This window comes from Actinoplanes sp. 13, from assembly GCF_056134165.1.
This window is the reverse complement of record NZ_JBVYOQ010000021.1, coordinates 39,213-62,096: the sequence shown is the minus strand read 5'-3', so window position 1 is coordinate 62,096 and position 22,884 is coordinate 39,213. Positions and strand designations below refer to the sequence as shown.

Sequence of the window (22,884 nt, the reverse complement as noted above, 5' to 3'; positions counted from 1 at the left end):
ACGTTGCCGGGCACAACAAACCGGTTCCTGATCCCTCGGCGTCACAGGGGAGCAGCAGTTTCATCGCATGCACCCGCCCCTGACAAATCCGAACCAAGGCCCCGGATTTACCCCCCGAAAGGACATAAGGAATGCGTAAGGGACTGTTCGCCCTTGCCGCGGTCGGCCTCATGGCGACCGGAAGCATGGCCGCGTGTGGCGACAACAGCGAGGGCGGTGGCGACACCGGCAGCGGCAGCGGCTCGTCGGCCGGCAAGGTCGGTGTGATCCTGCCCGACACCAAGAGCTCGGCCCGTTGGGCGACCGCCGACCTGAAGTACCTGACCGACGCGTTCAAGGCCGCCGGCGTCGAGGCCGACATTCAGAACGCGCAGGGCGACAAGACCCAGTTCCAGACGCTCGCGGACGGCATGATCTCCAGCGGCGTCAAGGTGCTGATGATCGTCAACCTGGACTCCGGCACCGGTAAGGCCGTGCTCGACAAGGCGAAGTCCGCGGGCATCGCGACCATCGACTACGACCGCCTGACCCTCAACGGCGGTGCGGACTACTACGTGTCGTTCGACAACGTCGAGGTCGGCAAGCTGCAGGGCCAGGGTCTGGTCGACTGCCTCGCCGAGAAGAAGGTCACCAAGCCGACCGTCGCGTACCTGAACGGCTCGCCGACCGACAACAACGCCACGCTGTTCAAGCAGGGTTACGACTCGGTCATCAAGCCGAAGTTCGACGCGAACGAGTTCGTCAAGGGCCCGGACGAGGCTGTCCCGGACTGGGACAACACCCAGGCCGGCACCATCTTCGAGCAGATGCTCACCACGAACAAGGAGATCAAGGGCGTCCTCGCGGCGAACGACGGTCTCGGCAACGCGGCGATCCAGGTGCTGAAGAAGAACAAGCTGAACGGCCAGGTCCCGGTGACCGGCCAGGACGCCACCGTGCAGGGCCTGCAGAACATCCTCGCCGGTGACCAGTGCATGACGGTCTACAAGGCCATCAAGCAGGAGGCCGCCGCCGCCGCCGACCTGGCGATCGCGCTGGCCAAGCAGCAGGCGCCGACCACCGCGACCAGCACCGTCCAGGACCCGGAGTCGAAGAAGGACGTCAAGGCGGTCCTGCTGAAGCCGGTCTCGATCACCAAGGCCAACGTCAAGGACGTCGTCACGGACGGGTACGTCACCAAGGAAGAGCTGTGCACCGCCGCCTTCGCCGCGGCCTGCACGGAGGCCGGCATCAGCTGACGTCAGCTGACGCAAGCCCGCACCTTCACGGCTGAGGACGGCGCCGCCCACGTACTACGTGGGCGGCGCCGGGTCGGTTGCGACAGCCCCTCCGCGCCTCGGCGAACCACGACGAAGTGGTGGCGCCACGACGAACCCGGTCACCGAAAAAAGGAGAACCATCCCGTGGCCGCGACACCCCTTCTGGAACTGCGCGGGATCGACAAGAGCTTCGGTCCCGTCCAGGTCCTCCACGACGTCGGACTCAACGTCTACCCGGGCGAGGTCACCGCTCTGGTCGGCGACAACGGCGCCGGCAAGTCCACGCTGGTCAAGTGCATCAGCGGCATTTACAACATCGACGCGGGCACGGTCACCTTCGACGGCAAGGAGGTGACGATCAACAGTCCCCGGGACGCCTCCGCCCTGGGCATCGAAGTCGTCTACCAGGACCTTGCGCTCTGCGACAACCTGGACATCGTCCAGAACATGTTCCTCGGCCGGGAGAAGAAGAACGGCATCGTCCTCGACGAGGACACCATGGAGGAGATGGCCGGCGAGACGCTGCGCAGCCTCTCGGTGCGGACCGTCAAGTCGCTGCGCCAGCTCGTCTCCAGCCTCTCCGGCGGCCAGCGGCAGACCGTGGCGATCGCCAAGGCCGTGCTCTGGAACAGCCGGATCGTGATCCTGGACGAGCCGACCGCGGCCCTCGGCGTCGCGCAGACCGCTCAGGTCCTCGAGCTGGTCCGCCGGCTCGCCGACAACGGTCTCGGCGTCGTGCTGATCTCGCACAACATGAACGACGTCTTCGCGGTCTCGGACCGGATCGCGGCGCTCTACCTCGGGCGGATGGCCGCGCAGGTCAAGGCCGCCGACGTCACCCACTCCCAGATCGTCGAGCTGATCACCGGGGGACGCAGCGGCAATCTCGGCCTGCCGCCCGAGAAGCCGTCCGACTTCGTCGACATCACGCCGGGAGACGACAAGTGACCACGACAACCACGACCGCCGGCGGCATCCAGGCCGTCAAGCCCACCGTGGGCAGCCACATCCGGGACTACTGGGCCCGGGTGCGCGGCGGCGACCTCGGCACCCTCCCGGCCGTGCTCGGCCTTCTCGTGCTCGCCCTGATCTTCAGCACCGCCCGCAGCGAGACGTTCCTCAGCCCGCTCAACTTCGCGAACCTGTTCAACCAGGCCGCCCAGGTCACCTTCATCGCCATGGGCCTGGTCTTCGTGCTGCTGCTCGGCGAGATCGACCTCTCCGCCGGTTTCGCCAGCGGTGTCTGCGGCGCGGTGATGGCCATCCTGCTCACCAACCGGGGCATGGAGTGGTACGTCGCGATCCCGGCGGCCCTGCTCACCGGCCTGCTCATCGGTCTCGCGATCGGCCTGCTGGTGGCCAAGCTCGGCATCCCGTCGTTCGTGGTGACGCTGGCGGCGTTCCTGGGCTTCCAGGGCGTGCTGCTCACCATGCTCGGCGGCGGCAAGAACGTCTCGATCACCGACGAGTTCGTCCGCGCACTCAACAACGACAACATGCCGGTGCTGTGGAGCTGGCTCTTCACCGTCGTCGCGGTGGTCGGCTTCGCGGCGGTCCAGCTCAACAGGTACCGCCGCCGGGCCAGTCGCAAGCTGATCACCGACCCTCTCGGCATCGTCCTGCTGCGCATCGCCGGGCTCGCGGCCCTCATGATCGCGGCGACTGCGGTGCTCACCCAGGAGCGGGCGATCAACCCGGCGATCAACTCGCTCAAGGGCGTCCCGATCGTGGTGCCGATCGTCGCGGTGGCGGTGGTCATCTGGACCTTCGTGCTCAGCCGCACCACCTACGGCCGGCACGTCTACGCGGTCGGCGGCAACGCCGAGGCGGCCCGCCGCGCCGGTATCCCGGTCGACCGGATCCGCATCTCGGTCTTCGTGATCGGTTCGTTCATGGCGTCGATCGGCGGCATCCTGATCGTCAGCCGGGCCAGCTCGGTGGACCCGAACACCGGTGGCAGCAACATCCTGCTCTACTCGGTGGGCGCCGCGGTCATCGGCGGCACCAGCCTCTTCGGCGGCAAGGGAAAGATCATCAACGCCGTGATCGGTGGCGCGGTGATCGCGGTCATCGACAACGGCATGGGCCTGATGGGCTTCAGCTCCGGCCAGAAGTACATCTTCACCGGCCTGATCCTGCTCGCTGCGGCGAGCGTCGACGCCCTCGCCCGACGCAGGGCAGCCGCCACCGGAAACCGATGAGGCAGAACGCGGGGACGGTGCGCTGATGCGCGCCGGCCCCAGTCAGGAAGAGGTACGCCGGCACAACCTCGGAACGCTCCTTCGTTACGTGCACATGCACGGCGCGACGTCCCGGGCGGAGCTGACCAGCCGGCTCGGCCTCAACCGCAGCACCATCGGGGCCCTGACCGCCGAACTGATCAGCGCCGGGCTGGTCACCGAGGCGGCGCCACGCGAGACCGGCCGGGCCGGGCGACCATCACTGGTCGTCCGGCCCGAGTCGGACCGGGTCTACGCCTACGCGTTGAGCATCGAGGTGGACCGGGTGCGTGCGGCCCGCGTCGGTCTCGGCGGGCGGATCCTGGAGCAGCACGAGACCGAGCGGCCGCCCGGGATGAGCACCGGCGACGCGGTGCAGCCGCTCGCCGGATTCATCCGGACCATGCGCGCCTCGGTGCCGGACGGCGCCCGGTGCGTGGGCAGTGGCCTCGCGGTGGCCGGCATGGTGCGGCGCGAGGACGGCGTGGTCCGTCTCGCGCCGACGATCGGCTGGGTCGAGGAGCCGGTCGGCGCAGCGCTCCGCGCCGAGCTGGGGGAGTCCGGCCGACTCAGCGTCGGCAACCACGCCGACCTCTGTGCGCTCGCCGAGCACAACCGGGGCGCCGCGGTGAACTGCGACAACGTCATCTACCTCTACGGCGACGTGGGCGTCGGCGCCGGGATCGTGGCCGGTGGGCGCCGGGTCACCGGACACGGCGGCTACGGCGGCGAGGTCGGCCACATGGTGGTCAACCCGTACGGCCGGCCGTGCTCCTGCGGCTCGCGGGGCTGCTGGGAGACCGAGATCGGCGAACACGCGCTGCTCCGGCTCGCCGGGCGGGCCGACCGCGCCGGCCGGGACGCGGTCCTCGAGGTGGTGGACGCCGCGATGCGCGGCGACAGCCAGGCCCAGCACGCGCTGCGGCAGGTCGGCGACTGGCTCGGGTTCGGTGTCGGCAACCTGGTCAACATCTTCAACCCGGAGGTCGTCATCTTCGGCGGCACCCTGCGCGACATCTATCTGGGCGCCGCCGCGCAGATCCGCAGCCGGCTCAACGCGGTCGGCCTGCCCGCCTGCCGGGAACACGTCCGGCTGCGCACCCCGGAGCTGGGCACCGACGCCGCCTTGATCGGCGCCGCCGAGCTGGCCTTCGAGCACCTCCTGGGCGACCCGCTGCTGCCCTGACCCCGTTCACCCCGCAGCGCGCCGGTCCACTGCCGAGCATCTATGCTGCGCGCCATGCTCCCGCGTCAACCGGTGCTCGACCCGGCGGCCGCCTACCCGACGATCGCGTCGCTGCGTGCCGCCCTCGACGCGACGGACTGGCCGGCCGTGCGGAAGCTGCTCGACGCCGCTGAGCCGGTGGAGCGAACCCTCCTGCTGCGCTCCTGCGCCGACCGGGAGAGCCCTTTCGTGCGCGACGTGGTGGCCGCCGATCCCGCCGACGGCGCCGCGGCGGTGCTGGTCGCGCAACGTCTGCTGGTCACCGGGTGGGCGGCGCGCACCGGCCGGCCCTTCCGCCGGAACACCGCGCCGGCCGGGGAGCTGCTGCGGGCGGCGGAGCTGACGCTCGTCACGGCCGCCGCGTGGACCCCCGGAGACCCCGCGGTCTGGACCGCCCGCCTGACCTCGGCCCGCGGCCTGGAGCTCGGCCAGGCCGAGGCCCGCCGCCGGTACGACCGGCTCGCCGAGCTCGACCCCCATCATCTGCCCGGGCAGGAGGAGCTGCTCCAGCAGCTGACCCCCCGCTGGGGCGGATCCTGGCCGGAGGCGCACGCGTTCGCACGGGCCGCCGCGGACGCTGCTCCGCCCGGCACGCACCAGGCCGTCCTGGTCGCCCAGGCGCACCTGGAACAGGCGCTCGCCGAGGGCGGCGGCACCGCGTCCGGCGCCCGGCGGCATCTCTCCGCAGGCCCGGCGCTCACCGAGCTGAGCGAGGCCGCGGCACGCTCGGTCCAGCACCCCGAGTTCCGGCGGACCCACGGCTGGGTGCAGACGCTGAACACCTTCGCGATGGCCTTCTGCCTGGCCGGCGAGCTCCGGACGGCGCGGGCGATCTTCGAGACCCTGGACGGCCTGGGCACCGAGTACCCGTGGCACCACCTCGGGGACAGCGCCGCCGCGGTGATTCGCTCCTACCGGATCCGCACCGCGTTCGTACGGGAAGGAAGCTCATGATCAGGCAGCTGGAGGTGGACGGCGTGCCGGCGCTGCAGGCCCCGATCACCGGGACAGCGCACGCCGGTCTGGTCTTCCGGGTGGGTCTCGCCGACGAGCCGCTGACCCGGCGGGGCATCACCCACCTGGTCCAGCACCTGGTCCTGTCCGGCACCGACGACCTCGGGATGAGCAGCCACCGCAACAGCAAGGTCGGCATCGAGCACACCTACTTCCACGTGCAGGGCGACGCCGAGCGGATCAGGACCTTCGTCACCCGGGTGTGCGCCGCGCTGCGCCGGTTGCCGGTCGACTGGATCGACACCGAGAAGGCCGCCGTGCGGGCGGAGGAGACCGGCCGGGCCGCCGATCCGATGCCGATGCGGCGGCACGGCGCCCGCGATTTCGGCATGCCCAGTTTCGGCGAGCCGGGCCTGCACAGTCTCGGCGCCGACCACCTGCACGAGTGGATCGCCCGCTATTTCACCAGGGCGAACGCGGTGCTCTGGGTGGCCGGCGAGGCGGTGCCGGAAGGTCTGCGGCTGGATCTCGCGGAGGGCGAGCGGCAGCCGGCGCCGGCTCCGTCGTCGGCGCTGGCGGCCACACCGGCTTCGTTCGCCGGCGCCGGCACCGAGACGGCATGGGACACGGTGGTACGCCGGGAGGCCCGCGCCGCGGTCTTCGCCAACGTGTTGGAGCGCCAGTTGCACCGGGACCTGTGCCGGCGCAGCGAGATCGCCGGGACGGTCCGTACCGAGTACCAGCCCCGGGCCGGCCGGACCGCCCGGATCACCGCCTCGGCCGACCCGCTGCCCGGCCGGGCGGACGCGGCGCTCGGCGGCTTCGTCGACGCGCTCGCCGCCATGCGGGCCGGGCGGGTCGAGGCGGACGACGTGGCCACCGTGGTGGAGCTGACCTGCCGGGGACTGCGGGAGGCGGAACGTCGCGGCGGCCGGTTGCCGGGGCAGGCCTTCAACGTGCTGGCCGGGCTGGGCGTGCGGAACCTCGACGACGCGGTGACCGAGGCGAGTGCCGTGACCCCGGGTGAGGTCGCGGAGGTCGCGGCGGCGGCGTACGACGCGGGACTGCTGATGACCCCGGCCGGCCTGAGCGCCGAGTGGGGCGGCTATCCGCCGGCCCGGCCGCAGGACACGCCCCCGGTCGCCGGCCGTGCCCGGCGTGCCCGTGGCCAACGCGGCGTGCGGCTGGTGCACGGCGACGAGGGAGTCAGCCTGATCGACGGTGGGACGACCACCACGGTCCGGTACGACGCCTGCGCAGCGGTGCTGGCCTGGCCCGACGGAGTCCGCGACCTGGTCGGCGAGGACGGCGTGACGGTCCGCGTCGACCCCGCCCGGTACCGCGGTGGCGACGCGCTGACCAGCGAGATCGACGCCCGGGCGCTCGCGCGGTCCCACATCGCGATGCCCGCGCGGGAGTCGGGTTCCAGCTGAGGTCGATATCACCGGTGCGCCGTGTGGTGATCGACCTTTATGCTGCCCGCCATGTCCCAACCCACCGACGTGGTGCTCGACCGCGCCGCCGCCTACCCCGAGATCGAGACGGCGCGCGTGGCGCTGGCCCGCCGTGACTGGCCGGCCTGCCGTGCCGTGCTCGACGCCGCCGGTCCGGCGCTGCGGACCGCGATCATCGACACGGTCTCCGAGGAGAAGGGCCTGGAGGATCTCCTGCGCCCGGTGCTGGCCGCGAACCCGGCCGACGGCACGGCCTCCGCACTGCTCGGAGCACACGTGATCGACGTCGCGTGGAAGATCCGCACCGGGGCCAGCGCACAGTACGTGAGCCAGGAGCAGTTCGCCGCGTTCCGGGACTGGCTGCGCAAGGCCGAGCAGGTGCTGATCGACGGGGCGGCGTACAACCCGAAGGACCCGGCGATCTGGACCGCCCGGATCACCTCGGCCCGCGGCCTCCAGCTCGGCGTCGCGGAGAGCCGCCGCCGCCACGACCGGCTGATGACCGCCGACCCGCACCACCTGCCCGGCCAACTCCAGCTCCTGCAGATCCTCTGCCCGAAGTGGAGCGGCAGCTGGGACCAGGTGCACCAGTACGCGCGGGAGGCGATGGAGGCCGCGCCGCCCGGCAGCCCGCACGGGGTGCTGGTGGCGGAGGCGCACCTCGAGCACGTCTTCGACGGCAGCACCCGCGACGACATGCTCGGTTACCTGCGCGGTGAGCAGGTGCGCGCGGAGATCTACCAGGCCGCGCAGCGGTCGATCTGGCACCCGGAGTTCCGCCGCGGGTACGGCTGGGTCGAGGCGCTCAGCACGTTCGCCCTGATCTTCATGCTCCTCGACGACCGGCAGGCCGCGGCTGCCACCTTCAGCGCGCTGGGCCCGATGGCCACCCGGCACCCGTGGACGTACGTGAACGAGGACGTCGTCACCCAGATCCAGCAGGCCCGGGCCTGGGCGTTCGGAGGCAACCGATGATCACTCAACTGGACGTCGACGGGATACCCACCGTCCTCGCGCCCACGAACGGACCGATGCACGCCGGTCTGGTCTTCCGGGTCGGGTTCGCCGACGAGCCGCTGGCCAAGCGGGGCATCACCCACCTGGTCGAGCACCTGGCGCTGCACTCCTTCGGGGTGGCCGACTACCACTACAACGGCGCCACCGGGGTGGAGTACACGTTCTTCCACATGCAGGGCGCCGAGGCCGACATCGTCGCCTTCCTGAACGGCGTCTGCACCGGGTTGAGCGACCTGCCGATGCACCGGCTCAGCACCGAGAAGGAGATCCTGCGGACCGAGGAGAACGGGCGCAGCGAAGGACCGACCGAGGCGCTGGCGCTCTGGCGGCACGGCGCCCGGGACTACGGCGTCGTCACCTATCCGGAGTGGGGTCTCACCGGGATCACCCCGGACGAGCTGCGCGGCTGGGTCGCGCGGTACTTCACCCAGCAGAACGCGGCGCTCTGGATCGCCGGCCCGGGCGTGCCGGCCGGGCTCAAGCTCAACCTACCGGCCGGCTACCGGCAGCCGGTTCCGGCGCCGTCGTCCGCTCTTCCGGTACGGCCGGCGTACTTCAGCGGTCCGTCCAACGTGGTCGCCTGGAACTCGGTCGTGCGGCGGGAACCGCGCGCCGCGGTCTTCTCCGGCGTGCTGGAGCGGATGCTGTTCCGTTCGCTGCGGCAGGAGAGCGGTCTCTCCTACACGGTGGCCTCCAACTACGAGCCCCGCGCCGACGGCTCCGCGGTGATCTCGGCGTTCGCCGACGCGCTGCCGGAGAAGCAGGGCGCCGTCCTCGGCGGCTTCGTGGACGTGCTGGCGGCCGTGCGACTCGGCGTGATCGATCAGGCCGACGTGACCACGGTGGTGAACCAGCGTTGCGAGGAGCTCACGCACGCCGAGGAGAACGGCTCCCGGCTGCCCGGTCAGGCGTTCAACCTGCTGGCCGGTCGGTCGGTGCTGACTCTCGACGAAGCGCTCACCGAGCTGCGGGCGGTCACCCGGGACGATGTTGCCGCCGTCGCCGCCAGGGCGTACGCCGACGGCCTGATGATGACGCCGGGCCGCACCGGCGCCGACTGGGCCGGCTACACGGCCGCCCCGAATTCCTCCGACGAGGTCGTGCAGGGCACGTCGTACCCATCGCTGGAGGATCCCGAGCTCAGCCTGGTCGCCGGTGAGCGCGGCGTCAGCGTGGTCGGCGACGGCTCGGCCGCCACAGTCTGGTTCGACCAGTGCGCCGCGGTGCTGGCCTGGCCGGACGGCGCCCGCCGGTTCGTCGGCCACGACGGCATCCAGGTCAGCTTCGAGCCGACGCTGTTCGCCAACGGGCACGCCCTGGTCCCGGCCCTGGACGCCCGGGTACGCCCGGAGCTGCGCACCCCGATGCCGCCGCGCGACGCGGAGCGGATCCCGGTGCCGCGCCCGTCCGACCAGCAGCAGCCGGGTCAGCTGCCGCCGGCCTATCAGGGCCCCTCGTCGCAGGAGAGCTCCGCGGAGGGCGGGGGCGGCTCGGCGGGCGCGGTCGTCGCGCTCGTGCTGCTCTCCCCGATCCTGCTCTTCGCCGGCCTGCTCGCCGCCGTGATGCTGCTGGCCGCGGTGGCCGACAACGACGAGACCGGCGTCGAAGTCATCATGGGGCTGTCCTTCCTCTCCGTCGCGGCCGGCTGCGGCTACGGCATCGTCAAGTCGATCCGCCGCCTGCGGAGGCGCTAGGAAGAGCCACATCGATCGATCCGCCGCCGGCGCGACCCGTGGAAACGGTCCGCGCCGGTGCAGGATGGTGTGGTGAGAGCATCCCTGCAAGCCGGCCTGTCCGGGGTGGCCGCCGCGGCGGCGGCGATCGGCGCGGCCGAACTGGTCGCGGTCGTGACCGGGGCGCGGTCCGCGCCCATCGTGGCGGTCGGCGGCGTGGTGGTCGACCATGTGCCGGCCGCGGTCAAGGACTTCGGCATCCAGGTCTTCGGGGTGCATGACAAGACAGCTCTGCTGGTGGGCACGGCCGTGCTGCTGAGCCTCTACGCGTACGGCATGGGCGTCCTCGCCCGGCGCAGGTGGGCGGCGGGCGCCGCCGGGATCGCGGTGTTCGGTGCGATCGGGGCGGGCGCGGCGGTCACCCGGGCCGGAGCGGGCCTGGAATCGGTGCTGCCCTCGGTCGCCGGGGCGGTGCTCGCGGTCGTCGTGCTGCGGCACCTGCTGCGGTTGGCGGCGCACGCGGAGCCGGCGGTCCCGGCGCGGGAGCTGATCCCGGCGGGTTCGGCCGGGCCGGTGAGTGGGCAGCTCAGCCCGGCGGAGGCGGACGGCCTCGACCCGGCAGGTGCCGAGTCACCGCCGGCGGGACGCGCCGTTGCGGTTGAGGGAGCCTTCGGCGCGTACCCCAAAGAAAGCCGCCGCAGGTTCCTCCGTGATCTGGGGATCGTCGCCGCGGTTGCCGCGGCCGGTGGGGCGGCGGGTCGCATGCTGACCGCCTGGCGCACGGTCGACGAGGCCCGCGAAGCGGTGACGCTCCCGGCCGCCGCCGAACCGCCGCCCGTGGTGCCCGCGGGGGTGCAGGCGCCCGGTGCCGTCCCCTATGTCACGCCGAACCGCGATTTCTACCAGATCGACACGGCGCTGGTCTCGCCGCAGGTGGACCCGACGTCCTGGCAGCTGCGGATCCACGGCATGGTGCGCAACCCGATCACGCTGACCTGGGACGATCTGCTGCGGCGGCGGATGGTCGAGCGGTACGTGACGCTGGCGTGCGTCTCCAACGAGGTGGGCGGGGATCTGATCGGCAACGCGCTCTGGCTCGGCACGCCGATCAAGGAGCTGCTGGACGAGGCCGACCCGTTGCCCGGAGCCGATCAGGTCGTGCAGCGGTCGGTGGACGGCTGGACCTGTGGCGCGCCGACCGCGGTGCTGCGTGACGGCCGGGACGCGCTGCTCGCGATCGGGATGAACGGCGAGCCGCTGCCGATCCGGCACGGTTTTCCGGTCCGGATGATCGTTCCCGGACTGTACGGCTATGTCTCCGCCTGCAAGTGGATCACCGAGATCGAGCTGACCCGGTTCGCCGACTTCGACGCCTACTGGGTTCCGCGCGGCTGGTCGGCGCAGGCGCCGGTGAAGACCCAGTCGCGGATCGACACTCCCCGCTCCGGGGCTGCCCGGCCGGCCGGCCCGGTCACGGTGGCCGGGGTGGCCTGGGCGCAACACCGCGGCATCGCCAAGGTAGAGGTGCAGGTCGACGACGGCCCGTGGCAGCTCGCCGACCTGGCGCCGGCAGTTTCCACGGACACCTGGCGCCAGTGGAGCCTGAGCTGGGCGGCCTCCGCCGGGCGACACACCTTACGGGTGCGCGCGACCGATCTCGATGGAGTGACACAGACCTCCGAGCCGGCCCCACCGGATCCCGACGGCGCGACCGGGTGGCACGCGGTCACCCTCGACATCGATTAGCCCGAAGCCGCACTTTCGGTCCGACTCGAATGCGCAAGTCGCTCATACGGTGGCTTGCATGTCCACCGATGCGGTTGAAGAACCGCGGAACCACTCGACACGGCCCTCGTCCGAGGACCGTATCGCCAGCCGTTTGGTGCTGCCGCGCGCCGGGCGGCGTCAGGCCGCCGGTGCCTGCCGCTGTGCGGGCACCGCCGACTTGTGGGGTCGGCCGAGGCGTGCCTCGAGCCGGACAAGGTCGACACGTCCGTGACGATCGGCCAGATCCTCCCAGCCGACCGCGAGCAGCCGCAGCCGCTCCGATTCGCTGAAACCTCCCCACACGCCGTACGGCTCGCGAACCGCGAGGGCGTGCGCGGCGCACTCCGCCCGAACCGGGCAGGCGCCACACACGGACTTCGCCTTGGCCTCACGGCGGTTGCGGGACGACCCGCGTTCGCCGTCGGGGTGGAAGAACTGCGCACTGTCCCGGCCCCGGCAAAGTCCCAGCCGCTGCCAGTCCCAAAGATCGGCGATGGGTCCGGGCAGTCTGCGAACGTTCGACATCAACACCCTCCTCCCGCGCGGCACCGCGGAGTGTTGTTCGTGGGGAGCCTGGCTCAGGCCTTTCGCCGGTGTACCCCGGCCACAGCCGCCTCACACGCACGATGTCGATGTCTTCGTGAGCGGCATGGCAAAGGGGTGGCAAGTCATACCTTTCTTTCCCGTTTTTTCCATCTAAAGCGCGTAATGCTGCGGCCCTCGCGTGATCTCCTCTGAGAGAGAAGGAGGATCACTGTGCGTACCGTCCTCGTGTGCGTCCGAACCCCGCTGGCGGCCCAGACCGTCGCGTCCACCGCGGCCCGGCTCGGCATGACCGGCGTCGTCCGGACCGCGGTCAGCGAGACCGAGGCCATGATCCGACTGGCGGAACGGCCGGCCGAAGTCGTCCTGGCCGACACCGCCGTGACCCGTCCTGACAGCGTCGGTTTCACCCGGCGCGTACTGGCCCGTGCCCCTCAGGCGCAGGTGGTGCTCTTCGGCGCGGAAGATCCGCGGGTCGCCGCGGCCGCCGTCGCCGCCGGCGCCCGGGGCGTCATCCGTGGCGTCGAGCACGACCTGGTCAGTGTCGTCGCCAAGGCACTGCTCCTGCTGCTGTTGCCGGTACGGCCACAGGGCATGCCGATCAACGGCGCGAACGCGCAACCGGCCACGGTGGCCGGCGGCGCTCGCAACAACAACTCACCGGCCGCCCGTGGCCAGTATCACGGGGGCCCCGGCATGGGGGTGCCGAACGCGGCCGCTGTGCCGGCCATGCTGCCCAACTCACCGATGGTCCCGGCGCAGCGCGGTGACGCGCCGATCGACCCGGCGACCGGACGGCCGATGGTGGCGTGGCCCGGCAACGAGGCCGGGGTCGGCATGGCCGACGCGGCGCCGACCGGCCGGCGGCTCACGCTCACCGAGCGGGAGCTGCAGGTGCTCCGGGGAATGGCCGACGGCAAGAGCAACGCGGAGATCGGCCGGGAGCTGTTCGTGTCCGAGGACACGGTCAAGACCCACGCCCGGCGGCTCTTCCGCAAGCTCGGCGCCCGCGACCGAGCCCACGCGGTAGCCGCCGGCTTCCGAGCAGGCCTGGTCGCCTAACCAACACCAACACCCAGGCCACCCACCGTCACCCACGGCCAACCTGCGGAACCCGCGGCCAACCCGGCCACCCCCGCGGTACTCGTGGCCGTCCCGGTCACCCCCGCAAACGCCGCCGGTGAGGAGGCAAGTGATTTTCCGACGCCCGCGGGGTTTGCGGGCGGCGGGAAATCGCCTGCCTCCTCACCGGTTAAAAGGCGTTTGCCCGCGGAGCGAAGCGGAGCAATTAATCAGTGCCCTCGGTCAGGGTGTCGTGGACGCCGTCGGCGTAACCCCGGGCGTACTCCCAGGTGACGTAGTGGTCGGGGTCCGGGTCGAAGGCCGGCTCGTGCACCCGCGGCCGTCCGCTGCTCAGCAGGTGGCGCAGGTTGCCCCGGAGCAGGTCCCAGTCGAAGTAGTGCGGCTCGTGGCAGTCCTCGCACTCGATCACCAGCCCACGGATGCCTGTCGGACTCAGTAACGCCTGGTAGATCTCCAGGTCGGAAAGGTCCTCCAGGACGTCCTGGCGCTCGTCCTCGGTCAGCGGTTCGGACTCGGCGTCCTCGTTGGGGTCGTCGAGTCCGGCGGCCGGGTCGGTCGGGTCGCCGTTGAACGGGTCGATCGGCTCATCTTGCACCCCCATACCGTACTCACCCCGCCCGCTGCTGTGCTGGCCCGCACGTTCTGTCCGCCGCCCGGGTGCCACTGCCGGGATGGGTAGGATGATGGACTCCGCCTCTTGTCTAGGGATGATTTGTGGAAACTGACAGCGCCCGCACCGTTCCTCTCGGTCTGACCTTCGACGACGTGCTGCTGCAGCCCGGCGAGTCGGACGTGGTGCCCAGCCGGGTCAACACCTTGACGCGCCTGACGCGCAACGTCGAGCTCTCCATTCCTCTGCTGTCCGCCGGCATGGACACCGTCACCGAGGCGCGGATGGCGATCGCCATGGCCCGTCAGGGCGGCATCGGCGTGCTGCACCGCAACCTCTCGGTGGAGGATCAGGCGGCGCAGGTCGACCTGGTGAAGCGGTCCGAGTCCGGCATGATCACCAACCCGGTCACCTGCGGCCCCGACGACACGCTGCGGCAGGTCGACGCGCTGTGCGCGCGGTACCGGATCTCCGGCGCCCCGGTCGTCGACGCCGACGGTGTGCTGGTCGGCATCGTGACCAACCGTGACATGCGGTTCGTCAGCGACTTCGACGCCAAGGTCCGCGACGTGATGACCAAGGCGCCGCTGATCACCGCGCCGGTCGGGGTCAGCAAGGACGACGCGCTGGTGCTGCTGAGCCGGCACAAGGTGGAGAAGCTGCCGCTGGTCGACGAGAGCGGCCGTCTGCGTGGGCTGATCACGGTGAAGGACTTCACCAAGAGCGAGCAGTTCCCCAACGCGGCGAAGGACGCGCAGGGCCGGCTGCGGGTGGCGGCGGCCGTCGGCGTCGGCGACGATTCTTACAAGCGGGCCCGCGAGCTGGTCGACGCCGGTGTGGACGTGGTCATCGTCGACACCGCGCACGGCCACCAGCGTGCGGTGCTGGAGATGGTCGCGCGGCTGAAGAAGGACGTCCCGATCGACATCGTCGGCGGCAACGTCGCCACGTTCGCGGGGGCCCAGGCTCTCGTCGAGGCCGGTGCCGACGCGGTGAAGGTCGGAGTCGGGCCGGGCGCGATCTGCACGACGCGGATCGTCGCGGGTGTGGGCGTGCCTCAGATCACGGCCATCATGGAGGCGAACCGGGCCTGCCGCCCGGCCGGCGTCCCGGTGATCGGTGACGGCGGTATCCAGTACAGCGGTGACATCGCCAAGGCGATCGTGGCCGGCGCCAGCACCGTGATGCTGGGCAGCCTGCTGGCCGGCTCGGAGGAGAGCCCCGGCGAGCTGATCTTCGCCAACGGCAAGCAGTACAAGTCGTACCGCGGTATGGGTTCGCTCGGCGCGATGCAGTCCCGCGGCCAGGCCAAGTCCTACTCCAAGGACCGGTACTTCCAGCAGGACGTGAACGAGGACAAGCTGGTTCCCGAGGGTGTCGAGGGCCAGGTGCCCTATCGTGGACCTCTGTCCAGGGTGGCGCACCAGCTGATCGGCGGGTTGCGGGCGGCCATGGGCTACGTGGGCGCGGAGACCATCCCCGACCTGCAGGAGCGGGGACAGCTCATCCGGATCACCGCGGCCGGGCTCAAGGAGAGCCACCCGCACGACATCCAGATGACTGTCGAGGCTCCGAACTACCACTCCCGTTGACCGGTTCCGACCACCCCGACCACCGCCCCTGAGAACGAATTGAAGGCATCCCTGCCATGCGTGACGTAGTGGAGATCGGCCTAGGCAAGACCGCCCAGCGCGGCTACCACCTGGATGACATCGCGGTCGTTCCGAGCCGTCGCACCCGTGACGTGGACGACGTGTCCACCGAGTGGCGCCTCGACGCGTACCCCTTCAAGATCCCCTGCATCGCGCATCCTTCGGACGCCACCATGAGCCCCGACTCGGCGGTCGCCCTGGGCCGTCTCGGCGGCTTGGGTGTGCTCAACGCCGAGGGCCTCTGGACCCGCTACGAGGACCCCACCAAGATCCTCGAAGAGCTGGCCTCGCTGGACGAGGACGCGGACGCCACCAAGCGGCTCCAGGAGGTGTACGCCGAACCGATCAAGCCGGAGCTGATCGCCGAACGGGTCCGCCAGATCCGCGCCGGTGGCGTCACCGTGGCCGTACGGGTGTCCCCGCAGCACACCTTGACGCTCGCCCCGGTGGTGCTGGACGCCGGTGTGGACCTGCTGGTCATCCAGGGCACCCTGGTTTCCGCCGAGCACGTCTCCACCACCGACGAGCCGCTGAACCTCAAGGAGTTCATCGCCGACCTCGACCTGCCGGTCATCGTCGGCGGCTGTACCGACTACAAGACCGCCCTGCACCTGATGCGGACGGGCGCGGCCGGCGTCATCGTCGGTGTCGGCGCCGACGAATGGTCCACGACGGACACCGTCCTCGGCATCCGGGTGCCGATGGCCACCGCGATCGCCGACGCCGCGGCCGCACGCCGCGACTACCTGGACGAGACCGGCGGCCGGTACGTGCATCTGATCGCCGACGGCGGCATCGCCACGTCCGGCGACATCGCCAAGGCGATCGGCTGCGGCGCCGACGCGGTCATGCTCGGCGAGCCCCTGTCCCTCGCCGAGGGTGCCCCCGCCGGCGGCGCGTGGTGGCATTCCGCGGCCAGCCACCCGGCCCTGCCGCGCGGCGGTTTCTGCATCGCCGGGGAGCCGGACGGCACCTTGGAAGAGGTGCTGTACGGGCCGGCCAACCGCCCCGACGGCCAGCTGAACCTGTTCGGCGGGTTGCGGCGGGCGATGGCCAAATGCGGTTACCGCGACGTCAAGGAGTTCCAGAAGGTCGGTCTGGTCCTCGACCGATAGACCTTCCGGGTACGACCTACGGCCGGTGCGGAGGCAGCTCTCCGCACCGGTTCCGTCATTGCGGGGCGGGCGGCCGCTCGGTGCCGAAGAGCCACGCCTGGAAGAGGTCGTCGAGCTGCTTGCCGGAGGCGGCCTCGGCGGCGGCGATGAACTGGTCGGTGGTGACGTTGCCGTCGCGGTGCTCGCTGGTCCAGGATGTGACCAGCTTGGTGAACGCGTCGTCGCCGATGGTGCGGCGCAGCGCATGCACAGTCATCCCGCCCCGCTGGTAGACCGAGATCCCGAAGATCCGGCTGGCCCCCGGGTCCCCGGGCGGCTCGCTCCAGTCGAACGCCCGGTACGTCCGCTCGAAGATCTCCTCCGCGGTGTCCCCGCCGTCCTTCTCGGACCACAGCCATTCCGCATAGGTGGCGAACCCCTCGTTCAGCCAGATGTCCTGCCACCGGCTCAGCGCCACGCTGTCGCCGAACCACTGATGGGCCAGTTCGTGGGCCACCACGCCCGGGTTGACCCCACCGGCGAAGAACGTGTTGCCGTACACCGGGCGGGTCTGGGTCTCCAGTGCGTACCGGATCCGGTCCTCGTCGACCACGACGCCGCCGTTCGCGCCGAACGGGTAGGGGCCGAACCAGGTGGCGAGGTGGTCGGTGATCTCGCCGGTGCGGGCGAGGGACCGGGCGGCCGCCCCGTCGGCGGGCAGGGAGTCGGGGATCGCGGTGATCATCGGCTTGCCGTCGTGGGTGCCGGTGGTGATCCGGTACTGCCCGATCACCACGGTGGACAGGTAGCTCGCCATCGGTGAGTTCTCGGACCAGCGCCAGGTCGTCCAGCCGTCCTTCGTCTGCCGTTCGCCGGGCACGCCGTTGCTGATCGCTTCGACGCCGTTCGGGACGGTCATCGCCAGCCGGAAGGTGGCCTTGTCGGACGGGTGGTCGTTGACGGGGTACCAGGTGCTGGCCGACTCGGGCTGGCCGAGGGCGATGGCGCCGTCCTGGGTGCGCAGCCAGCCACCCTCGCCCAGGGTCTCGTTCTCGAGCGGCCCGGGAACCCCGGCGTACCGGATCACGACGGTGAACTCGCGCCCGGTGGGGATGCCGGTGGCCGGCGTGATCACGAGTTCGTTGCCCTGCGCGGCGGCGGTGGCGTCGGCGCCGTCCACAGTGACCTTGCTGGTGGTGAGGCGGGCCAGGTCGAGGTTGAACCGGGACAGGTCCTGTGTGGCGGTCGCGGTGATGGTGGCGGTGCCGCTGAGGCGTCCGTTGTCCGGTTCGTAGCGCAGGTCGAGGTCGTACCCGGCGACGTCGTATCCGCCGTTGCCGTATTTGGGGAAGTAGGGGTCGCCGGCGCCGTCCGCCCCGGGCCGGAAATCCGGCGCCCGGGTGGGACTGGGCGCCGGGCCGGGGTCAGGGGTGTCCGAGCACCCGGCGAGCAGCACCACCGCGGCCAGCAGGCCGGCACCCCGTCGCGTCATGAGATCGAGGTTACGTCTACCCCTTGTCGATCAGCCCGGGATGCTGCCGCAGATATGCCGCGGCCTGGTTCCGGGCCACCGCCTTGATGAAGCCGCGGCCCTCTTCCTTGAGCTGTTCTCCCAGGTAGCCACCGCCCCGGCCGATTCCGTCGCCGGGCAGGTCGACGGTGGTGATCTTCGCGGGGGTGAGGTCCCGGAGGGCGTACGCGTACTCGAACGGGGTACGCCCGCCCACGTACACCAGCGACTCGCCGAGGGCGTTGATCACGCCGCCGAGCCGGCCCGGGTCGGTGAGGTCGAGGGACAGCCCCTTCGTGACGATGGCCTCGATCATCTGCCGCTGGTGCCGCTGCCGGTCGTAGTCGCCGTTGGGCAGGCCGTAGCGCTGGCGGGCGTAGTCGATCGCCTCCCACCCGACCAGGCGCTGCCGGCCGGGGTTGTAGACCTTCTGCGGGCCGACGTGGTCCCCGCCTCCGGGGGCGAGCGGGCGCAGTGAGCCGTCCGGTTTGCGGTGCCGCGACCGGACCCGCTGGTCGATCGTCATGTCGATGCCGCCGAGCTGGTCGACGAGTTTGCGCAGGCCGCCGAAGTTGAGCACCGCGCCGGCCTGGAACGTCTTGATCCCGGTGTATCCGCTGAGGGTCCTGGTGAGCAGCTCATAACCCTGCTCGACGCTGGTCCGGTCGGAGCCCGGGATCCGGGAGCCGCGGCTCATCGCTTCGGTGATCTTGTAGCGTCCGCCGCCGAAGCCCGCTTTCGGGAAGGCCGGCATGTCGACGCGGAGGTCGCGCGGCAGCGAGTAGAGATAGCCCGAGTCGAGTCCGGCGTCGACGTGCAGCAGCAGGATGGCGTCCGCGTGCGGTTCCCAATCCGGGACGGACACCCGGGTGTCGACACCGATCAGCACCAGGTTGAGCGGGCCTTTGATGTCGGCGCCGGGGGAGGGCGCGGGTGAGGCGGAGGCCGAGGGTGCGGCGAGGGCTCCGGACGGCGATGCCGCGCCCACCGGGGCGGCGGTGGGCTCGGATGATCCTCGGCTCACCGCGATCGCCACGCCCACGCCCGCGAGCAGTGCGATCACCGCGCCGGCGATCACCGCCCACGTGATCTTGCTGTTCCGCATACCGGAACCGTAGAGGACAACCCTGTGCTGCTCAATGGCGGTGCACATCCCGTTCAATGGAATCGGGGATTGCGGAATTTAAGATCGCCAGTACGCTGACCCGCGCGATGCGTCGATACGCGACCGTCGCTACGGGGAGGGTCTGTAGCGAATGAAGTCTTTGCACCGGCGAGCCACCGTCGGCTTGGCGGCCGCCTCACTCGCCGCAGGCCTCGGTGCCTACGGCGTGGCCAACGCGGCCACCAGTCCGCCCACGTCCACGTCCGCGGAGCAGGTCCGGCTCATCGTCGGCCTCAAGGCCGGCGTCGACGCCAAGGCGAACCTGTCGAGTCTGAGCGCGCTGGGCATGGCCGGTCTCGACGCGCGGCGCGGGACCTTCTCCCGCGACCTGCTCGCCGAGGTGGGCGCCAAGTCGCTCCAGGTCCCGAAGAACCGGCAGGCTTCCCTGATCGCCTCGCTGAAGCGCGACCCGGATGTCGCGTACGTGCAGGTGGACACACAGGTGAAGGCGTTCGCCGCCCCGAACGACCCGGTGTACACGAACAATCGCCAGCCTGAGCTCGGTCAGATCCGGATCCCGACCGCGTGGAACACCACCACCGGCGGCCCGGTGAAGGTCGCCGTGATCGACACCGGCGTCTCGGCAGTCGGCGACCTGTCCGGCCGGGTGCTGCCCGGCTACGACTTCGTCAACAACGACACCAACGCCTCGGACGACGGCGGGTTCCCGCACGGCACCGTTGTCGCGTCCCTGATCGCCGCCACCCCGGACAACGGGACCGGCATGGCCGGTGTGTGCGCGCAGTGCGAGATCCTGCCGGTCAAGGTCCTCGACGCCGGCGGCTCGGGCTGGAACACCGACATCGCTCAGGGCATCATCTACGCCGCCCAGCAGGGTGCGAAGATCATCAACTTGTCGCTCGGTGGCCCGGGCAACTCGCCGGCGGTGCAGGACGCGGTGGCCTACGCGGCCGGGCGTGGGGTGCTGGTCGTGGCGGCGGCCGGCAATGAGGGCACCAGCGCCAAGCAGTACCCCGCGGCGTACGGCGATGTGCTCGCCGTCGGCGCCAGCAACACCCGGTCCGGGGGCCAGGCCCGGGCGAGCTTCTCGAGCTACGGCAGCTGGGTGGATGTCGCGGCGCCCGGCATCACCGCCGGCATGCGCAACAACGGCTACTACTGCTGGGACGGCGACCGGTCGCGCTGCTGGGACCGGGACTACGACGAGTACGAGGTGCAGGGCACGTCGTTCGCCGCGCCGCTGGTCGCCGGTGTCGCCGCGCTCGTCGCGTCGAAGAACCCGCGGTACAACGGGTGGAGCCTGATGAACTCGATCCGCGCCTCCGCCCGGTACAACGGCTGGACCGAGAAGGGCCTGGTGGACGCGAACGCGGCGCTCACCAAGGGCACCGACACCACGGCGCCGGTCGCGACCGGCATCAGCCCGGCCCAGAACGCCAAGGTGCGCAGCACCGTCACCATCACGCCGACCGGCCTGAAGGACAACTGGTCCGGCATCGGCAAGATCGATTTGTACGTCGACGGCAAGTGGCACAGCTGGGACTACACCTACCCGTGGGGCCCGAAGCTCTACACCAGGAGCCGTAACGGCGCCGTCAAGGTGCAGATGAAGATCACCGACAAGGCCGGCAACGCCCGCTGGACCGGAGTTCGCACGCTCGTCGCGGACAACGTCCTGCCGTCCGCGACGATCACCAAGGCGCCGAAGAACAAGGCGCGCGTGAAGGGCACCGTCTCGGTCTCGGTCAAGGCCAGTGACAAGTCGGGCATCAGCAAGGTCCAGCTGCTGGTGAACGGCAAGGTGGCGGCCACCGACACGACGGCGGGCTACAAGCTCTCCTTCAAGGTGGCCAAGCAGAAGAAGACGATGAAGGTCCGGGTCCGGGTGTACGACAAGGCGGGCAACGTCCGTTATCTGACCACCCGTACCTACTACCGCGCCTGACGCTCCGCTTTCACGAGGGGCCGGTCCGTAAGGACCGGCCCCTCGTCGCATTCCGTGTTCATCGCCGCCGGTAAACTCGCCGGGTGAGTACCCCGCGTCCCGTTCTCGTCGTCGACTTCGGCGCCCAGTACGCCCAGTTGATCGCCCGCCGGGTCCGTGAGGCCCGCGTCTACTCCGAGATCGTCCCGCACTCGATGCCGGTGGCCGAGATGCTGGCGAAGAACCCTGCCGCGATCATCCTGTCCGGCGGCCCGTCCAGCGTCTACGAGCCGGGCGCCCCGGTGCTCGACGCCGGCCTGTTCGACAACGACGTGCCGGTCTTCGGCATCTGTTACGGCTTCCAGGCGATGGCCCAGGCGCTCGGCGGCACGGTCGCGCACACCGGCTCCCGGGAGTACGGCCGGACCCTGCTCGCCGCGCAGGGTGGCACCCTGCTCCGCGACCTGCCTGCCGACCTGCCGGTCTGGATGAGTCACGGCGACAGCGTGGCGGTCGCGCCGGAGGGCTTCGCGGTCACCGCGTCGACGCCGGGCGCCCCGGTCGCGGCCTTCGAGGACCTCACCGCGAAGCGGGCCGGTGTGCAGTTCCACCCCGAGGTCGCGCACACCGAGCAGGGCCAGGAGATGCTCAAGCGCTTCCTGTACGACATCGCCGGCATCGAGCCGACCTGGACCCCCGGCAACATCATCGATGACCAGGTCGCTCTGATCCGCTCGCAGGTGGGGGACAAGCAGGTCATCTGCGGTCTTTCCGGCGGGGTCGACTCCGCGGTCGCCGCGGCCCTCGTGCACAAGGCCATCGGTGACCAGCTCACCTGCATCTTCGTGGACCACGGGCTGCTGCGCGCCGGCGAGGCCGAGCAGGTGGAGAAGGACTACGTCGCCGCCACCGGCATCCGGCTCAAGGTCGTCGACGCCTCGGACCAGTTCCTCGGGCACCTGGCGGGGGTCACCGACCCGGAGCAGAAGCGGAAGATCATCGGCCGCGAGTTCATCCGCACCTTCGAGGCCGCGGCTCGTGAGCTGGACGCCGAGCGGCACATCGAGTTCCTGGTGCAGGGCACGCTTTACCCGGACGTGGTGGAGTCCGGCGGTGGCACCGGCACGGCGAACATCAAGTCGCACCACAACGTCGGCGGCCTCCCCGACGACCTGCAGTTCGCGCTGATCGAGCCGCTGCGCACCCTGTTCAAGGACGAGGTGCGGGCGCTCGGCGCCGAGCTGGGCCTGCCCGAGGCGATGGTGCAGCGGCACCCGTTCCCCGGTCCCGGCCTGGCGATCCGGATCATCGGCGCGGTGGACCGGGAGCGGCTGGACATCCTGCGCCAGGCCGACCTGATCGCCCGCGAGGAGCTGACCGCGGCCGGGCTGGACCGGGGTGTCTGGCAGTTCCCGGTGGTGCTGCTCGCCGACGTGCGCAGTGTCGGTGTGCAGGGCGACGGCCGCACCTATGGGCACCCGGTGGTGCTGCGGCCGGTCTCCAGCGAGGACGCGATGACCGCCGACTGGTCGCGCCTGCCGTACGACCTGATCGCCAAGATCTCGAACCGGATCACCAACGAGGTCCGCGAGATCAACAGGGTGGTTCTGGACGTCACGAGCAAGCCACCGGGCACCATCGAGTGGGAGTGACTGTCAGTAGTGGATCTATAGCTCAGGGCAGGTGAAATCGTCCTGAGCTGCCATTACTCACCGCTATCCCACTGTCAGGAACCCGACAGAAGTTCTTGAGAGGTAACATAATCCGGGCAGAA

General features: G+C 70.7%; 18 protein-coding genes. 14 read left to right on the top strand and 4 right to left on the bottom strand.

Going from position 1 to position 22,884, the window contains the following annotated elements; translation table 11 throughout:
* Positions 1-131: 131 nt before the first annotated feature.
* From AC0NH5_RS31225 to AC0NH5_RS31185, 9 genes are all read left to right on the top strand, one after another.
* Complete coding sequence (locus AC0NH5_RS31225; RefSeq protein WP_474410402.1) at positions 132-1,238, top strand: sugar ABC transporter substrate-binding protein; 1,107 nt, start codon at positions 132-134, stop codon at positions 1,236-1,238.
* Between the two features lie 165 nt (positions 1,239-1,403).
* Positions 1,404-2,207 carry an ATP-binding cassette domain-containing protein gene (locus tag AC0NH5_RS31220; protein WP_474410401.1) on the top strand — a complete coding sequence of 268 codons (804 nt, stop codon included), beginning with the start codon at positions 1,404-1,406 and terminating at the stop codon, positions 2,205-2,207.
* The gene (locus tag AC0NH5_RS31215) at positions 2,204-3,460 is read left to right on the top strand and encodes a sugar ABC transporter permease (RefSeq protein ID WP_474410400.1); all 1,257 of its coding nucleotides are present in this window, start codon (positions 2,204-2,206) and stop codon (positions 3,458-3,460) included. Before AC0NH5_RS31220 ends, AC0NH5_RS31215 begins: the two co-directional genes overlap by 4 nt.
* Positions 3,461-3,485: 25 nt before the next feature.
* A complete protein-coding gene (locus AC0NH5_RS31210) occupies positions 3,486-4,664 on the top strand; it encodes an ROK family transcriptional regulator (RefSeq protein ID WP_474410399.1) in 1,179 nt (392 codons plus the stop codon).
* A 54-nt stretch (positions 4,665-4,718) separates the two neighbouring features.
* A complete protein-coding gene (locus AC0NH5_RS31205; protein WP_474410398.1) occupies positions 4,719-5,657 on the top strand; it encodes a hypothetical protein in 939 nt (312 codons plus the stop codon).
* Positions 5,654-7,090: a peptidase M16 family protein gene (locus tag AC0NH5_RS31200; protein WP_474410397.1), complete on the top strand. Its 1,437-nt coding sequence runs from the start codon at positions 5,654-5,656 to the stop codon at positions 7,088-7,090. Before AC0NH5_RS31205 ends, AC0NH5_RS31200 begins: the two co-directional genes overlap by 4 nt.
* 51 nt (positions 7,091-7,141) lie before the next feature.
* The gene (locus AC0NH5_RS31195; protein WP_474410396.1) at positions 7,142-8,086 is read left to right on the top strand and encodes a hypothetical protein; all 945 of its coding nucleotides are present in this window, start codon (positions 7,142-7,144) and stop codon (positions 8,084-8,086) included.
* Entirely contained in the window at positions 8,083-9,822 is a 1,740-nt protein-coding gene (locus AC0NH5_RS31190; protein WP_474410395.1) for a peptidase M16 family protein, read from the top strand. Before AC0NH5_RS31195 ends, AC0NH5_RS31190 begins: the two co-directional genes overlap by 4 nt.
* A 72-nt stretch (positions 9,823-9,894) precedes the next feature.
* The gene (locus AC0NH5_RS31185; protein WP_474410394.1) at positions 9,895-11,547 is read left to right on the top strand and encodes a molybdopterin-dependent oxidoreductase; all 1,653 of its coding nucleotides are present in this window, start codon (positions 9,895-9,897) and stop codon (positions 11,545-11,547) included.
* Positions 11,548-11,706: 159 nt separating this feature from the next.
* On the opposite strand, the gene AC0NH5_RS31180 is transcribed toward AC0NH5_RS31185, so the two are convergent.
* Positions 11,707-12,093, bottom strand: coding sequence for a WhiB family transcriptional regulator (locus AC0NH5_RS31180; protein WP_474410393.1), 387 nt, complete (start codon positions 12,091-12,093; stop codon positions 11,707-11,709).
* Positions 12,094-12,324: 231 nt separating this feature from the next.
* On the opposite strand from AC0NH5_RS31180, the gene AC0NH5_RS31175 reads away from it, so the two are divergent.
* The gene (locus tag AC0NH5_RS31175; protein ID WP_474410392.1) at positions 12,325-13,173 is read left to right on the top strand and encodes a helix-turn-helix transcriptional regulator; all 849 of its coding nucleotides are present in this window, start codon (positions 12,325-12,327) and stop codon (positions 13,171-13,173) included.
* Positions 13,174-13,399: 226 nt separating this feature from the next.
* Here the strand turns inward: AC0NH5_RS31175 and AC0NH5_RS31170 are convergent, their stop codons facing one another.
* Positions 13,400-13,789, bottom strand: a complete 390-nt coding sequence (locus AC0NH5_RS31170) for a DUF5319 domain-containing protein (RefSeq protein WP_474410391.1) — start codon at positions 13,787-13,789, stop codon at positions 13,400-13,402.
* Between the two features lie 119 nt (positions 13,790-13,908).
* On the opposite strand from AC0NH5_RS31170, the gene guaB reads away from it, so the two are divergent.
* Together guaB and AC0NH5_RS31160 are read left to right on the top strand one after the other, a co-directional pair.
* Entirely contained in the window at positions 13,909-15,396 is a 1,488-nt protein-coding gene (guaB, locus tag AC0NH5_RS31165; RefSeq protein ID WP_474410390.1) for an IMP dehydrogenase, read from the top strand.
* Positions 15,397-15,452: 56 nt separating this feature from the next.
* The gene (locus tag AC0NH5_RS31160; RefSeq protein ID WP_474410389.1) at positions 15,453-16,571 is read left to right on the top strand and encodes a GuaB3 family IMP dehydrogenase-related protein; all 1,119 of its coding nucleotides are present in this window, start codon (positions 15,453-15,455) and stop codon (positions 16,569-16,571) included.
* 55 nt (positions 16,572-16,626) lie between these two features.
* Here the strand turns inward: AC0NH5_RS31160 and AC0NH5_RS31155 are convergent, their stop codons facing one another.
* Both AC0NH5_RS31155 and AC0NH5_RS31150 read right to left on the bottom strand, forming a co-directional pair.
* A complete protein-coding gene (locus AC0NH5_RS31155; RefSeq protein ID WP_474410388.1) occupies positions 16,627-18,042 on the bottom strand; it encodes a M1 family metallopeptidase in 1,416 nt (471 codons plus the stop codon).
* Between the two features lie 16 nt (positions 18,043-18,058).
* A complete protein-coding gene (locus tag AC0NH5_RS31150) occupies positions 18,059-19,165 on the bottom strand; it encodes an LCP family protein (protein WP_474410387.1) in 1,107 nt (368 codons plus the stop codon).
* Between the two features lie 151 nt (positions 19,166-19,316).
* On the opposite strand from AC0NH5_RS31150, the gene AC0NH5_RS31145 reads away from it, so the two are divergent.
* Both AC0NH5_RS31145 and guaA read left to right on the top strand, forming a co-directional pair.
* Positions 19,317-21,131, top strand: a complete 1,815-nt coding sequence (locus AC0NH5_RS31145) for a S8 family serine peptidase (RefSeq protein WP_474410386.1) — start codon at positions 19,317-19,319, stop codon at positions 21,129-21,131.
* A gap of 83 nt (positions 21,132-21,214) precedes the next feature.
* A complete protein-coding gene (gene guaA, locus AC0NH5_RS31140; protein WP_474410384.1) occupies positions 21,215-22,762 on the top strand; it encodes a glutamine-hydrolyzing GMP synthase in 1,548 nt (515 codons plus the stop codon).
* The last annotated feature ends 122 nt before the right edge of the window (positions 22,763-22,884 follow it).